Source organism: Pseudomonas sp. Irchel 3H9, assembly GCF_900187495.1.
In the GTDB taxonomy this organism is placed as follows: domain Bacteria; phylum Pseudomonadota; class Gammaproteobacteria; order Pseudomonadales; family Pseudomonadaceae; genus Aquipseudomonas; species Aquipseudomonas sivasensis.
The window spans coordinates 240,331-254,794 of the sequence record NZ_FYDK01000008.1 but is presented as its reverse complement, the minus strand read 5'-3'; the positions used below and the strand labels follow the sequence as shown (position 1 = coordinate 254,794).

The window sequence follows — 14,464 nt, the reverse complement described above, 5'->3', positions numbered from 1 at the left end:
CAGGCCGCGCCTAATTACTCGAACCAATGGGCTCGGGCGGCCATGATCAACTTGCCGGCACGATCATCGTCAATGCCGTCGATGTCGAGCAGATCGTCAATAGACTGCTCGGCCAGGTCTTCGCGGGTAATTACGCCGCGCACCGCCAGTTCCATCGCCAAATCCTTGTCCATACCCTCAAGCGAGAGTAGGTCTTCGGCCGGATGGGCGTCTGCCAGCTTTTCCTCAGTAGCGATGGCTTTAGTCAACAAACGATCCTTGGCCCGAGCGCGAAGCTCGTTGACGGTGTCTTCGTCAAAGCCGTCGATGTTGAGCATTTCTTCCAACGGTACGTAGGCAATCTCTTCCAGGCTGGTGAAGCCTTCATCTACCAGCACCTGTGCCAGGTCTTCGTCGACTTCCAACTCGTCAATGAAGTTGCGCAGGATGTCACCGGTTTCAGCTTGCTGCTTAGCCTGGATGTCCGATTCGGTCATCACGTTCAGGGTCCAGCCGGTCAATTGGCTGGCCAGACGCACGTTCTGACCACCACGACCAATGGCCTGAGCCAGATTGTCTGCGCCAACGGCGATGTCCATTGCATGGGCATCTTCGTCAACGATAATTGCCGCCACTTCAGCAGGCGACATGGCGTTGATCACGAACTGCGCCGGGTTATCGTCCCACAGGACGATGTCCACACGCTCACCGCCCAATTCGCCCGACACTGCCTGGACGCGCGAACCGCGCATACCGATGCAAGCGCCTTGCGGGTCGATGCGTTTGTCCTTGGAACGGACCGCGATCTTGGCGCGCGAACCCGGGTCGCGGGACGCAGCCATGACTTCGATCAGGCCTTCGGCGATTTCCGGCACTTCGATACGGAACAGCTCGATCAGCATTTCCGGCGCGGTACGCGACAGGATCAACTGAGGGCCACGGTTCTCGGTGCGGATTTCCTTGAGCAGCGCACGCAAACGCACGCCGACACGGAAGGTTTCGCGAGAGATGATGTCTTCGCGGGCCAGCAACGCTTCGGCGTTGTTGCCCAGATCGACGATCACATTGTCGCGGGTAACTTTTTTCACAGTGCCGGAGATAATTTCTCCCAGCCGCTCGCGATAGGCGTCAACGACTTGAGCGCGCTCGGCTTCACGAACCTTCTGCACGATGACCTGCTTGGCGGTCTGTGCAGCAATGCGGCCGAACTCGATGGACTCGATCTTTTCTTCGACGACATCACCAACCTGGGCGCCTGGGTGCGTTTCGGCAACCTTGCTTGGCCAGGTTTCGATGGCCGGATCATCAAGATCGGCTTCTTCGACGACCGTCCAGCGACGGAAAGTCTCATAGGCACCGGTGTGGCGGTTAATTTCCACACGCAGATCAACTTCGTCTTCAAAACGCTTTTTGGTAGCAGTGGCCAGAGCCAACTCCAGCGCTTCAAAAATCACGTTTGCCGGTACGCCCTTTTCATTGGATACCGACTCAACAACCAGCAGTACTTCTTTGCTCATCGTACGCCTCGCCTTTCGCAAGCCATTGGATCCGCGGGATCCGCGTCTCAGTCAAAACTGGGAATAATGTTGGCCTTGTCGATCATATCGATCGGCAACAGGAACTCATGGTCTTCTACCTGCACCACGACATCCTGTTCTTCTACACCGCGCAGAAGGCCCTGAAAGTTGCGTCGTCCTTCAAAAGGAGATCGCAGCTTGATCTTCACTTGTTCACCGGCAAATTTTGCAAACTGATCAATAGTGAACAGTGGGCGTTCCATGCCTGGCGAGGAAACTTCGAGGGTGTATTCAACGGAAATTGGATCTTCAACATCCAGCACACCGCTGATCTGACGGCTGACAATGGCACAATCGTCCACCAGCACACCGCCCTCTTTATCGATATAAACGCGCAACATTGAGTGGCGACCTTGAGCCGAAAACTCAACACCCCAGCATTCATAGCCTAGGGCCACGACCACCGGGGCCAACAAGGCCTGCAACTCTTCTAGCTTGCTCGACACCTGAACCCCCTCGTGCATGTATGTGCATGCTGTGCAAAATAAAAAAATGGGCGAAACGCCCATCCTTGAAACGCCGTCGAACAGCGGCGTTGAAAGTGTCCAGCTAACAAAAAGCCCCTTAAAAGGGGCTCCGCTAAAACTGGTTGCGGGGGCCGGATTTGAACCGACGACCTTCGGGTTATGAGCCCGACGAGCTACCAGACTGCTCCACCCCGCGACAAAGCTGGGGCGGAAGTATACGACCGATCCCTTACAGGGTCAATGTAACCTTCCACCTACAAGAAAGCCCGCAACAGCGGGCTCTCCTGATAATTGGTACCGAGAAGGGGACTCGAACCCCTACACCCTATGGGCACAACCACCTCAAGGTTGCGTGTCTACCAATTCCACCACCTCGGCAATACAGCGCTTACAACCCTTCTTACTTCTGCTCTTGAGCTGGAGGTACGTCAGTCGCTGGAGTAGCCGACTTTTGCTCTTGAAGCACCGGGACATCATCAGAAGCCGGTTTTGCTTTTGGTACTTCCAACACTGCTGGGTTTGGCAAACCTACTTGAGTCAGCACATGAGCTTTCTCTTTAGCAAAGTAACCTAACCCTAAGCTGGTTATGAAGAAACCGGCGGCAAGTATAGCAGTAAACTTACTAAGAAAGGTAGAGGAACCTTGGCTTCCGAATACAGTATTTGAAGCACCTGCACCAAAAGACGCACCAGCATCCGCACCTTTACCCTGTTGCAACAAAACCAGGGCAACTACGCCCAGGGCTGCCAACAGATGAAAAACGACTACGACTGTTTCCAGCATTTTTTCAGTTTCCCGCGGCGCGACAAATCGCACCGAACTCATCTGCATTCAGGGAAGCTCCACCAATGAGCCCCCCATCGATATCCGGCATGCCGAACAGTTCGACCGCATTGGCCGCCTTCACGCTGCCGCCGTATAGAAGCCGCACACCTTGTGCGATTTCAGAATTCTCTGCCGCTAACTGCGCACGGATGGCTGCGTGCACATCCTGCGCCTGTTGCGGTGTAGCAGTCAGCCCGGTGCCAATGGCCCAGACCGGCTCGTAAGCAATTACCGCCTTTGCGAAAGCACCAACACCCAGCTCCTCGATGATGCTGCCAAGCTGACGCGAGACAACCTCAAGAGTCTTGCCAGATTCACGCTGCTCAAGGGTCTCCCCAATACACAGCACCGGAATCAAGCCACAAGCCTGTGCAGCTGCGAACTTGCGATTGAGTGTTCCATCACGCTCGCCCATCATCTGACGGCGCTCGGAGTGCCCAACAAGCACATAGGAACAACCCGCATCAACCAGCTGACTCGGTGCAATCTCACCGGTCAACGCACCTTGCATGGCTTCCACCGCAGAATTCTGCGAGCCGACCTGAATCGACTTACCTTTCAAGCCATCAACCACTTGGGTGATATGCAAGCAAGGCGGGAACACCGCGATGTCAACACCGCTAGGCAAGGCCAAGTGACGAAGGCCATTGATCAGCTCAGCGACACTGGCGCGGGTACCGTGCATCTTCCAGTTACCAGCTACCATAGTGCGACGCATGCTGTACCTCGTCGGTCAAAGTGGGCGCAGATGTTACCCAACCACATCATCACTGGCAAGCCGAATTCAGGCGCAAACTTCAGTTACCAGTTTTGCCAGGTCTTCGGCGTGGCCGCGAACCTGTATTTCATCGTCACCTTCGACCATAACGCGCACCAAAGGCTCTGTGCCGGACTTGCGTAGCAATACCCGTCCACGACCAGCCATTGCCAGGGTCGCGCGCTCGCAAGCCTCTTTGACAGCAGGGTGGTCGATCGGGTTTTCTCCACCTGCGAAACGCACGTTAAGCAATACTTGCGGGCATTTGCGCAAAGCCTGACGAGCCTGAGCCAGGCTCTCTTCGCGGCGACGCAAAGCCAATAGCACCTGCAACGCAGCAATAATCGCGTCACCGGTGGTGGTGTGCTGGAAGCACACCACGTGCCCGGAGTTCTCACCACCTACCTGCCAGTTACGCTCCAGCAGCTCGGCGATCACATATCGGTCACCGACATTGGCGCGAACAAAAGGAATACCCAGGTCTGCCAACGCAAGCTCAAGCCCAAGATTGCTCATCAGCGTACCGACGACACCGCCTTGCAGCTTGTTGCGCTCATGCAGGTCGCGGGCAATGATAAACAACAGATCATCGCCATCGACCACGGCACCCGTGTGGTCAACCATCAGCACGCGGTCGCCGTCACCGTCGAAGGCAATACCGAGGTCGGCATGCTCGGCCAGGACAGCAGCTTGCAGCTGCTCCATATGGGTCGAGCCGCAGTTCTCGTTGATGTTCAGTCCGTTGGGCTGAGCCGACAGCACAGTCACGTCTGCGCCCAGCTCCTTAAATACGCTTGGCGCGACTTTGTAGGTCGCACCATGGGCGCAGTCGACGACAACCTTCAGGCCGGCAAAGTTGGTACTGGTTGGCACACTGCTCTTGCAGAACTCGATATAACGACCGGATGCGTCATTGATGCGCGACACCTTGCCCAGCTTGCTGGACTCGACCACGGTCATCGGCGCATCCAACAGCTCTTCGATCATCAACTCAATCTCGTCCGGCAATTTGGTGCCCTGCCCCGAGAAAAACTTGATGCCATTGTCGTCATGAGGGTTGTGCGAGGCGCTGATCACAATACCTGCTTCAGCGTGAAACGTACGCGTCAGGTAAGCGATCGCCGGAGTCGGCATCGGGCCCAGCAACATCACATCAGCACCTGCGGCGGACAAGCCAGCCTCTAGCGCAGACTCAAACATGTACCCGGAAATCCGGGTGTCCTTGCCCACCAGGATGCGGCATGCGCCCATGCTGCGGAACGCCATGCCTGCCGCCCAACCCAGCTTGAGCATGAAATCTGGAGTAATCGGAAACTCGCCGACCCGACCACGGATCCCGTCGGTGCCAAAGTATTTTTTTGTCATAAGTGCTCCATCATTCTTATTCGGCAGATTCTACAGCGGCAATCATGCGCACCACATCCACGGTTTCTGCAACGTCATGCACACGCAAGATGCGTGCGCCTTTGGTCACTGCAAGTGCCGCCAGTGCGAGGCCACCATACAACCGCTCACCCACCGGACGGCTCAATGCCAGCCCTATCATGCTCTTGCGCGATACACCGACCAACAGGGGCCGACCAAGGGCATGCAAGGACTCCATGTGTTTGAACAAACTTAAATTGTGTTGCAGGGTCTTGGCGAAACCAAACCCCGGATCAAGGATGATCCTTTCCGGCGCAATACCTACCGCAGCGCATTGGGCAACGCGCTCTGAGAGAAAACCACTCACCTCACCAACCAGGTCATCATAGTGCGGACTGTCCTGCATATTGCCGGGCTCACCCAGCATATGCATCAAACACACCGGCAAACCGGTAGCCGCAGCTGCATCCAGAGCGCCGTCGCGCTGCAGGGACCGCACATCGTTGATCAAGCCGGCACCTAATCGCGCAGTCTCACGCATCACGGCCGGGGTGGAAGTATCAACCGAAATAATCACATCCAACTCTCGAGCGATGCGCTCGACAATCGGCGCCACGCGCTCCAACTCTTCCAGAGGAGAAACAACGCGAGCACCAGGCCGAGTTGATTCACCACCGACATCAATCAAGGTCGCGCCGGCCGCCACCATGGCTTCTGCGTGACGCAGTGCAGCATCAAGTTGGCTGAAGCGGCCACCATCGGAAAAGGAATCAGGGGTTACGTTAAGAATGCCCATAACATGTGTATGGGCCAAATCAAGAACCCGGTTGCCGCAAGGCAACCGGGGGGAGGACGAAGCAAAAGTCATTTCAAACCTTAGTGGTCAGCTGCCGGGCCACCGATTGGGGTTTCAGGGCGCTCGTTCTGAACCACAGGCGGGGTGCCCGAAGTACCCGAACCACCTTCCCAATCACGAGGCTCACGAGGTGCTCGACCGGCCATAATGTCGTCGATCTGGTCTGCATCGATGGTCTCGTACTTCATCAATGCATCAGCCATTGCATCGAGCTTGTCGCGATTATCGGTCAGGATTTGTTTGGCCGTGCCATAGCACTGGTCAATGATACTGCGCACCTCGGAGTCAATCAGCTTGGCTGTCTCACCGGAGAAACTGGCGTTTTGACCACCGCCGCCACGACCCAGGAATACTTCACCTTCTTCCTCGGCGTACATCAAAGGACCGAGCTTTTCCGACAAACCCCACTTGGTCACCATGTTTCGCGCAATCTGACTGGCGCGCATGATGTCGTTGGAAGCCCCAGTGGTCACGCCGTCGAAGCCCAATGTCATCTCTTCAGCGATTCGACCGCCGTACAGAGAGCAGATCTGACTGATCAGCGCACGCTTGGAGAGACTGTAACGATCCTCTTCCGGCAGGAACATGGTGACACCCAAGGCGCGACCACGAGGAATGATCGACACTTTGTAGACTGGATCATGCTCAGGCACGACACGCCCCACAATGGCGTGACCCGCTTCGTGATAAGCAGTGTTCTGTTTCTCTTTTTCGGACATGACCATGGATTTGCGCTCAGCGCCCATCATGATCTTATCTTTCGCCAGTTCGAACTCTTTCATTTCAACAATGCGCTTGCCGGTACGGGCCGCAAACAGCGAAGCCTCGTTCACCAGGTTGGCCAAGTCAGCACCGGAGAAGCCTGGAGTACCACGGGCAATCACAGCCGGAGCTACGTCGTCACCCATTGGGACTTTGCGCATGTGCACTTTCAGAATCTGTTCACGACCACGAATGTCCGGCAGACCAACAACAACCTGACGGTCGAAGCGACCCGGACGAAGCAGTGCAGGGTCAAGCACGTCTGGACGGTTGGTTGCGGCTATCACGATGATGCCGTCATTCATCTCAAAACCATCCATCTCGACCAGCAGTTGGTTGAGAGTCTGCTCACGCTCATCGTGGCCACCACCCATGCCGGCCCCACGATGGCGACCAACGGCGTCGATTTCATCGATAAAGATGATGCATGGCGCGTGCTTCTTGGCCTGTTCAAACATATCGCGAACGCGGCTGGCGCCGACACCAACGAACATTTCAACGAAGTCAGAACCGGAAATCGTGAAGAACGGCACCTTGGCTTCGCCAGCAATCGCCTTGGCCAGCAAGGTTTTACCGGTACCTGGAGGGCCGACCATCAGCACGCCGCGAGGAATACGACCACCCAGGCGCTGAAATTTGCCTGGATCGCGCAAGAACTCCACCAACTCGCCGACTTCTTCCTTCGCCTCATCGCAACCTGCTACGTCAGCCAGGGTGGTCTTCACCTGATCCTCAGAGAGCAGGCGCGCCTTGCTCTTGCCGAAGCTCATCGGCCCGCCCTTGCCCCCCGCACCGCCCTGCATCTGGCGCATGAAGAACATGAACACGGCAATGATCACCAGGATCGGGAAGCTTGCCACCAGGAGTTGAGTCCAAATGCTCTGCTGCTCAGGCTGCTTGCCTTCGACAACCACGTGGTTATCCACCAGGTCACCGATCAGACCGTTGTCCTGGATTGCCGGACGAATGGTCTTGAAGCTATCGCCATCGTTGCGTTTGCCGGTGATCACGTAGCCATCAACCGCTACGCGCTCGACCTTGCCATCCTTAACTTGCTGGATGAAGTCGGAATAGTTGAGGGTCTGCGGCTCGTTAGGACTGGAGAAGTTGTTCATCACCGTCACGAGGACAGCCGCGATGATCAACCACAGGATCAGATTCTTTGCCATATCGTTCAATTAACTACCCTCTGAAGCAAGCTCCGCTACTGGCGCGCGCTTCGCATGATATTCACCGGCCTAACTTACTACATTACCTACAACTCTGGCAGGCGCCGTCTGTAACCCTTTGTGAAACTTTGACTACATAATATTCGTAAAGCTTCGTGACGAAAGCGACATAAAAAAACCTATCGCCCTCCTCGAATAAATCAAAAACGCTCTTCGCTCGCCGCACCTTCAACCCCGCGGAACCCGCGGCACAGCAGATATTGCTCGCGAGACCGGTCACGGGAAGAGTCCGGCTTTCGCGTCTGCACCTTGTCGAACAGCTTGCGAATGTTCTTGTGATACTCGTCAAAACCTTCGCCCTGGAAGACTTTCACAAGGAAATCACCGCCCGGACGCAACACCCGGCCCGCCAAATCCAGTGCCAATTCACAGAGGAACATGGCCCGCGGCATATCGACGGCCGGTAATCCACTCATATTGGGGGCCATGTCGGAAATCACAAGGTCTACCTGCGAATTTCCCACGGCCTCCAGAATCTCGGCCAATACCGAGTCCTGGGTGAAGTCGCCGTGCACAAAGGTCACATCCGGGATGCTGTCCATCTCAAGGATGTCGGACGCGATCAATCTTCCCTGGCCACCAATCAGACGACTGGTCACTTGAGACCAGCCACCCGGCGCCGCGCCAAGATCAATCACGCTCATGCCCGGACGAATCAATTTGTCCTTGTCCTGGATCTCCAGGAGCTTGTAACTGGCCCGCGAACGGTAGCCGTCCTTCTGCGCCTTTTTGACGTAAGGATCGTTGAAATGCTCTTGCAGCCACTTAAGGCTAGTTTTGGAACGGGCCACGGGCCACCTCGAAAATAAAACGGGTCGTGATTAACTGGGCGGTCCCGGACTCGCTCGGGTAAACTGGCCGCCGCTTTTTACAAGATCAGACGCAGGGGTCAGATTATGCCGCTCACTCAAGAGCAGAAGAAACAGTACAAATCCATTGGCCACCATCTGAAACCAGTTCTGATTGTGGCAGACAACGGTTTGACTGAGGGTGTGTTAGCCGAACTTGAACGCGCATTGGGCGATCACGAACTGATCAAGATTAAGGTCAACATCCTTGACCGCGAAGCGCGCCTGGCCGCCATTGCAGAACTGTGCAAGGTTGGCAAAGCGGACCTGGTTCAGGTCATCGGCAAGATGGCGCTGCTGTATCGCAAGAACTTCAGCGTCAACAAACAACTGTCGAACGTTCATCGCTTCAAATGACACAAGGGTCACGGGCGTGCTTTGCGCGCCCTGCCACTCCATCCTGGCGCGGGCTGTACTACCAACACCAAGCCGGAGAACCCTAGCACAAGATAGCTGAATAGCTGCCAGCGCAACGCTTCCGGCAGCCACACATGCACGATGCAATACATTGCACACGCATACAGCGCCATCAACAGCAGTTGGCCGCGAATATCCCGCCACAAACTCACAAACCCCTCAGCCTTGACCAGCACCAATGCCTGAAGGGTCACGCACGCCGCTGCAAAACCCACCAGCAACGCACTCAGTAATCCATCGATCTCATCGATCAACAGCGGAGCCAGGCCAATAAGGCCCAGCACCGGGAGCACACCAATGTGCAGCAACCACAGGCCACCCACCCAAAGCATCTGGGAGAGCTGCCAAAGCATGGCGCCCGCACGAAGCGGGCGCCGCCTTTCAGACGTGACGAACTTCAACAATCTCGTACTCGATCACGCCACCAGGTGTTTTTACAGCGACCACATCACCCTCTTCCTTGGCAATCAAGGCGCGGGCCAGCGGCGAACCGACAGAGATCTTGCCGAGTTTGAAATCAGCTTCGTCTTCGCCAACGATGTGATAGACCACGCTTTCGTCCGTCTCGACGTTAGCGATTTCCACGGTCGTGCCGAAAATCACCTTGCCGGTTTTCGGAATGGTCGTGACATCGATGATGACCGCATTCTGCATGCGCCCTTCGATGTCACGGATCCGCGCCTCGACCATACCTTGCTGCTCGCGAGCAGCGTGGTATTCAGCGTTTTCCTTCAAGTCCCCCAGCTCGCGGGCCGTACCGATGTCCTGGCTTAACTTAGGACGTACGACCTTGGTCAGATGGGCGTGCTCCTCTTCCAGGGCCTTTGCGCCCTGGACGGTCATTGGGTATTTGATCATGCCTTCAATCCTGCGTGTAGATCCTGCAAGCGGCGCACGGTCTTTTCCGGACCGAACTTGAGCGCTTCACAGATAGCTTCGCCAGCAGCAATGGTGGTGGTGCAGTAGATCTTGTGCTGCAAGGCATTACGGCGAATAGAGTAGGAATCCGCGATCGACTGACGACCTTCGGTGGTGTTGATGATCAGAGTAACTTCGTCATTCTTGATCATGTCGACCACGTGCGGACGGCCTTCCGTCACCTTGTTTACGCGTCGCACCTTCAGGCCTGCCGCTTCGATCAGCTTGGCGGTACCTGCTGTGGCAACTACTTCAAAGCCCAAGCTGATCAGATCACGGGCAACGCCCGCAACTAGTGGCTTGTCGTCATCACGCACACTGATAAACGCAGTTCCGCCGGTCGGTAGCACTTCGCTGGCGCCCATCTGAGCTTTGGCAAATGCTTCACCGAAGGTATCGCCCACGCCCATCACTTCACCGGTGGACTTCATCTCTGGGCCTAGGATTGGGTCCACACCAGGGAATTTGGCGAATGGGAACACCGCCTCTTTCACGCTGTAGAAGTTCGGAATGATTTCCTTGGTGAAGCCGATTTCCTTCAGGGTCTTACCAGCCATCACACGGGCAGCGATCATGGCCAGGGACACACCGATGCACTTGGATACAAACGGTACGGTACGCGAAGCACGTGGGTTAACCTCAATGACGTAGATGTCTTCGCCTTGCAGCGCCAACTGAACGTTCATCAGGCCGACAACACCCAACTCAAGGGCCATTTTCTTGACCTGCTCGCGCATCTCATCTTGGATGTGCAGCGGCAACGAATATGGCGGCAGCGAGCATGCGGAGTCACCGGAGTGAACGCCTGCCTGCTCGATGTGCTGCATGATCGCGCCGATCACCACGTCGGTGCCGTCACAAACCGCATCCACGTCCATTTCGATGGCGCAGTTGAGGAAGTGGTCCAGCAGCACCGGGCTGTCATTGGACACTTTCACCGCATCACGCAAGTAACGCTTGAGCTCGTCCTCTTCGTAGACGATTTCCATCGCCCGACCGCCCAACACATAGGAAGGACGCACCACCAGCGGATAGCCGATCTTGCTGGCTGCACGGATGGCTTCATCTTCGCTGCGCACGGTAGCGTTTGGCGGCTGACGCAGGTTAAGGCGCTCAACCATTTGCTGGAAGCGTTCACGGTCTTCAGCGCGGTCGATAGCGTCCGGGCTGGTACCGATAATCGGCACTCCAGCAGCCTCAAGCGCACGCGCCAGTTTAAGCGGGGTTTGGCCGCCATACTGCACGATCACGCCTTTCGGCTTCTCAACGCGCACGATTTCCAGCACGTCTTCCAGTGTCACTGGCTCGAAGTACAGCCGATCAGAGGTGTCGTAGTCGGTGGAAACAGTTTCCGGGTTGCAGTTGACCATGATGGTCTCGTACCCGTCGGCGCGCAGAGCGAGCGCAGCGTGCACACAGCAGTAGTCGAACTCGATGCCTTGGCCGATACGGTTAGGACCGCCGCCCAGGATCATGATCTTGTCACGACCCGACGGCGCAGCCTCGCACTCTTCCTCGTAGGTGGAGTAAAGGTACGCGGTATCGGTGGAGAACTCGGCCGCACAGGTATCAACGCGCTTGTAGACCGGGAAGATGTCCAACTTATGGCGATGCGTGCGCAGGTTCTTCTCGGTCACACCCAGCAGTTTGGCCAGGCGCTGATCGGAGAAGCCTTTGCGCTTGAGGCGGAACATCATGTCGCGGTCGATGCTAGCCAGCCCCAGGGTCTTGACCTTCTCTTCTTCCTTGATCAGATCTTCGATCTGTACCAAGAACCATGGGTCGATCATGTTCATGCCGAAGATGTCTTCGACAGTCATACCGGCACGGAAGGCGTCAGCGACGTACCAGATACGCTCGGCGCCCGGCACAGTCAGCTCACGCTTGAGCACGCTCATGCTTTCCGGGTTGCTCAGGTCGAGCTTCTCGTCGAGGCCGCAAACCCCCACTTCCAGACCACGCAGAGCTTTCTGCAACGACTCCTGGAACGTACGGCCGATGGCCATAACTTCGCCGACCGACTTCATCTGAGTGGTCAGACGCGCGTCAGCCTTGGCGAATTTCTCAAAGGCAAAACGTGGAAGCTTGGTCACTACGTAGTCGATGGACGGTTCGAAGGACGCAGGGGTCTTGCCGCCGGTGATGTCGTTCGACAACTCGTCCAGGGTGTAACCTACAGCCAGCTTGGCCGCGACCTTCGCAATCGGGAAGCCGGTAGCTTTAGAGGCAAGGGCCGACGAACGGGAAACACGCGGGTTCATCTCGATCACGACCATACGACCGGTGTCCGGGCAGATGCCGAACTGGACGTTGGAGCCGCCGGTTTCCACACCGATCTCACGCAATACCGCCAGGGAGGCATTACGCAGGATCTGATATTCCTTGTCCGTCAGGGTTTGTGCAGGAGCAACAGTGATCGAGTCACCGGTGTGCACGCCCATCGGATCGAAGTTTTCGATGGAGCAGACGATGATGCAGTTGTCCTTCTTATCGCGGACAACCTCCATCTCATATTCTTTCCAGCCGATCAGGGATTCGTCGATCAGCAGCTCTTTGGTCGGAGACAGGTCCAGACCACGGGCGCAGATTTCTTCGAACTCTTCACGGTTGTAGGCGATGCCGCCACCGGTGCCGCCCATGGTAAAGGACGGACGAATGATGCACGGGAAACCGAGGGTTTCCAGAACCGCATAGGCCTCTTCCATACTGTGGGCGATGCCGGAACGCGGGCACGCCAGGCCGATGGATTTCATGGCCTTGTCGAAACGCGAACGGTCTTCAGCCTTGTCGATGGTGTCGGCATTGGCGCCGATCATCTCTACGCCGAATTTTTCCAGGACGCCTTCGCGCTCCAGGTCCAGGGCACAGTTCAGAGCGGTCTGGCCACCCATGGTTGGCAACAGGGCGTCCGGACGCTCCTTCTCGATGATCTTGGCAACGGTTTGCCATTTGATCGGCTCGATGTAGGTAGCGTCAGCCATGTCCGGGTCGGTCATGATCGTGGCCGGGTTGGAGTTCACCAGGATGACGCGGTAGCCCTCTTCGCGCAGGGCCTTGCAAGCCTGGGCGCCGGAGTAGTCGAATTCGCAAGCCTGGCCGATTACGATCGGGCCAGCGCCGAGAATCAGGATGCTTTTTATGTCTGTACGTTTTGGCATGGGTTTGTCACTCAAATCCGCAGGTCAATCGGCAAGCCGTCTTGAACAATCTTTGAAGAACCTGCGGGGGCCACCGGGTTTCGGGGCCGCCCGCAGGCCGCTCAGTCAGCGTCGCTTGGCCATCTCATTAATGAAACGGTCGAACAGCGGCGCTACGTCGTTCGGGCCCGGGCTGGCTTCAGGGTGGCCCTGGAAGCTGAACGCGCTTTTGTCGGTGCGTTCGATGCCTTGAAGGGAACCGTCGAACAGCGACTTGTGAATTGCCCGGACGTTGCCCGGCAAGGTCGCTTCATCCACCGCAAACCCGTGGTTCTGACTGGTGATCATCACAACGCCTGTATCCAAGTCCTGCACAGGGTGGTTGGCACCGTGATGGCCATGACCCATTTTCAGAGTCTTGGCACCGGAGGCCAACGCCAACAGCTGGTGGCCCAGGCAGATACCGAATACCGGAATCTCGGTTTCCAGCACTTCCTTGATGGCCTGGATGGCATAGTCGCAAGGCTCCGGGTCACCCGGGCCGTTGGACAGGAACACACCGTCCGGTTGCAGGGCCAGAACATCGCTGGCCGGGGTTTGCGCAGGAACAACGGTCACGCGGCAACCGCGCTCAACCAGCATGCGCAGGATGTTGTATTTAACGCCGTAGTCGTAAGCGACCACGTGATAAGGCAGGTCAGCCGCGTCGATGGTCTCGTGGCTATCGGTCTTCAAGTCCCAGACCGTAGAGCGCCACTCGTACTGCTCCTTGGTGCTGACGACTTTCGCCAGGTCCATGCCTTTCAGGCCTGGGAAGCCTTGCGCCGCGGCAATCGCCGCTTCTTCGGAAATATTGTCACCGACCATGATGCAGCCATTCTGCGAGCCTTTTTCACGCAGGATGCGTGTGAGGCGACGCGTATCGATACCGGCGATCGCCACGACGTTATTGGCTTTCAGGTAATCGGACAGCGACATCGTGTTACGCCAGTTGCTCGCAACCAGTGGCAGGTCACGAATGACCAGGCCGGCCGACCATACACGATCAGACTCGACGTCTTCCGGTGTGGTACCGGTATTGCCGATGTGCGGATAGGTCAGGGTAACGATTTGCTGGGCGTAGGAAGGATCGGTAAGGATTTCCTGATAGCCGGTCATGGCGGTGTTAAACACCACCTCTCCAACGGTTTGACCGTCGGCTCCAATGGCTTCGCCGCGAAAAATGCTGCCATCAGCAAGGGCGAGTATGGCTGGCTTAGTCAAGAAGACCTCCCGTAAATAAAGCCTGAAAGGGCGATCGCAGGTTGTAAAAAAGCGGAGTGACGT

The 14,464-nt window shown here is 56.6% G+C and carries 13 protein-coding genes and 2 tRNA genes; 1 reads left to right on the top strand and 14 read right to left on the bottom strand.

Annotation, left to right across the window (positions count from 1 at the left end; genetic code table 11):
• Positions 1-14: 14 nt before the first annotated feature.
• From nusA to rlmE, 10 genes are all read right to left on the bottom strand, one after another.
• On the bottom strand, positions 15-1,496 hold the full coding sequence (gene nusA / locus CKW32_RS25130; protein WP_003212187.1) for a transcription termination factor NusA: 1,482 nt from the start codon (positions 1,494-1,496) through the stop codon (positions 15-17).
• 47 nt (positions 1,497-1,543) lie between these two features.
• On the bottom strand, positions 1,544-2,002 hold the full coding sequence (gene rimP, locus CKW32_RS25125; RefSeq protein ID WP_032884784.1) for a ribosome maturation factor RimP: 459 nt from the start codon (positions 2,000-2,002) through the stop codon (positions 1,544-1,546).
• Between the two features lie 140 nt (positions 2,003-2,142).
• Positions 2,143-2,219, bottom strand: a tRNA-Met gene (locus CKW32_RS25120).
• A 96-nt stretch (positions 2,220-2,315) separates the two neighbouring features.
• Positions 2,316-2,401: transfer RNA gene (locus tag CKW32_RS25115), tRNA-Leu, on the bottom strand.
• Positions 2,402-2,423: 22 nt separating this feature from the next.
• On the bottom strand, positions 2,424-2,807 hold the full coding sequence (gene secG / locus CKW32_RS25110) for a preprotein translocase subunit SecG (RefSeq protein ID WP_010206600.1): 384 nt from the start codon (positions 2,805-2,807) through the stop codon (positions 2,424-2,426).
• 4 nt (positions 2,808-2,811) lie between these two features.
• Positions 2,812-3,567, bottom strand: a complete 756-nt coding sequence (gene tpiA / locus CKW32_RS25105) for a triose-phosphate isomerase (protein ID WP_032884719.1) — start codon at positions 3,565-3,567, stop codon at positions 2,812-2,814.
• 66 nt (positions 3,568-3,633) lie between these two features.
• Entirely contained in the window at positions 3,634-4,971 is a 1,338-nt protein-coding gene (glmM, locus tag CKW32_RS25100) for a phosphoglucosamine mutase (protein WP_032884717.1), read from the bottom strand.
• 16 nt (positions 4,972-4,987) lie between these two features.
• Positions 4,988-5,839, bottom strand: coding sequence for a dihydropteroate synthase (gene folP, locus CKW32_RS25095; RefSeq protein ID WP_032884716.1), 852 nt, complete (start codon positions 5,837-5,839; stop codon positions 4,988-4,990).
• An 8-nt stretch (positions 5,840-5,847) separates the two neighbouring features.
• Positions 5,848-7,758: an ATP-dependent zinc metalloprotease FtsH gene (gene ftsH / locus CKW32_RS25090; RefSeq protein ID WP_027605365.1), complete on the bottom strand. Its 1,911-nt coding sequence runs from the start codon at positions 7,756-7,758 to the stop codon at positions 5,848-5,850.
• A gap of 200 nt (positions 7,759-7,958) precedes the next feature.
• Positions 7,959-8,609, bottom strand: coding sequence for a 23S rRNA (uridine(2552)-2'-O)-methyltransferase RlmE (rlmE, locus tag CKW32_RS25085; RefSeq protein ID WP_003235041.1), 651 nt, complete (start codon positions 8,607-8,609; stop codon positions 7,959-7,961).
• Positions 8,610-8,714: 105 nt separating this feature from the next.
• Between rlmE and CKW32_RS25080 the strand changes: the two genes are divergently transcribed.
• Entirely contained in the window at positions 8,715-9,023 is a 309-nt protein-coding gene (locus CKW32_RS25080) for a YhbY family RNA-binding protein (RefSeq protein WP_017139256.1), read from the top strand.
• A gap of 8 nt (positions 9,024-9,031) precedes the next feature.
• Here the strand turns inward: CKW32_RS25080 and CKW32_RS25075 are convergent, their stop codons facing one another.
• The 4 genes from CKW32_RS25075 to carA all read right to left on the bottom strand — a co-directional run bounded on the left by CKW32_RS25075 (position 9,032) and on the right by carA (position 14,401).
• Complete coding sequence (locus tag CKW32_RS25075) at positions 9,032-9,436, bottom strand: hypothetical protein (RefSeq protein ID WP_032884715.1); 405 nt, start codon at positions 9,434-9,436, stop codon at positions 9,032-9,034.
• A gap of 28 nt (positions 9,437-9,464) precedes the next feature.
• Positions 9,465-9,941: a transcription elongation factor GreA gene (gene greA / locus CKW32_RS25070; protein ID WP_032884714.1), complete on the bottom strand. Its 477-nt coding sequence runs from the start codon at positions 9,939-9,941 to the stop codon at positions 9,465-9,467.
• Complete coding sequence (carB, locus tag CKW32_RS25065) at positions 9,938-13,159, bottom strand: carbamoyl-phosphate synthase large subunit (protein ID WP_032884713.1); 3,222 nt, start codon at positions 13,157-13,159, stop codon at positions 9,938-9,940. Before carB ends, greA begins: the two co-directional genes overlap by 4 nt.
• Positions 13,160-13,264: 105 nt before the next feature.
• Positions 13,265-14,401, bottom strand: a complete 1,137-nt coding sequence (carA, locus tag CKW32_RS25060) for a glutamine-hydrolyzing carbamoyl-phosphate synthase small subunit (RefSeq protein WP_032884712.1) — start codon at positions 14,399-14,401, stop codon at positions 13,265-13,267.
• Positions 14,402-14,464 lie beyond the last annotated feature (63 nt).

Excerpts from the sequence above, each read along its gene's own strand:
- nusA (WP_003212187.1), bottom strand. The coding sequence starts at position 1,496 with ATGAGCAAAGAAGTACTGCTGGTTGTTGAGTCGGTATCCAATGAAAAG.
- secG (WP_010206600.1), bottom strand. The coding sequence starts at position 2,807 with ATGCTGGAAACAGTCGTAGTCGTTTTTCATCTGTTGGCAGCCCTGGGC.
- tpiA (WP_032884719.1), bottom strand. The coding sequence starts at position 3,567 with ATGCGTCGCACTATGGTAGCTGGTAACTGGAAGATGCACGGTACCCGC.
- glmM (WP_032884717.1), bottom strand. The coding sequence starts at position 4,971 with ATGACAAAAAAATACTTTGGCACCGACGGGATCCGTGGTCGGGTCGGC.
- folP (WP_032884716.1), bottom strand. The coding sequence starts at position 5,839 with ATGACTTTTGCTTCGTCCTCCCCCCGGTTGCCTTGCGGCAACCGGGTT.
- ftsH (WP_027605365.1), bottom strand. The coding sequence starts at position 7,758 with ATGGCAAAGAATCTGATCCTGTGGTTGATCATCGCGGCTGTCCTCGTG.
- CKW32_RS25080 (WP_017139256.1), top strand. The coding sequence starts at position 8,715 with ATGCCGCTCACTCAAGAGCAGAAGAAACAGTACAAATCCATTGGCCAC.
- CKW32_RS25075 (WP_032884715.1), bottom strand. The coding sequence starts at position 9,436 with ATGCTTTGGCAGCTCTCCCAGATGCTTTGGGTGGGTGGCCTGTGGTTG.
- greA (WP_032884714.1), bottom strand. The coding sequence starts at position 9,941 with ATGATCAAATACCCAATGACCGTCCAGGGCGCAAAGGCCCTGGAAGAG.
- carB (WP_032884713.1), bottom strand. The coding sequence starts at position 13,159 with ATGCCAAAACGTACAGACATAAAAAGCATCCTGATTCTCGGCGCTGGC.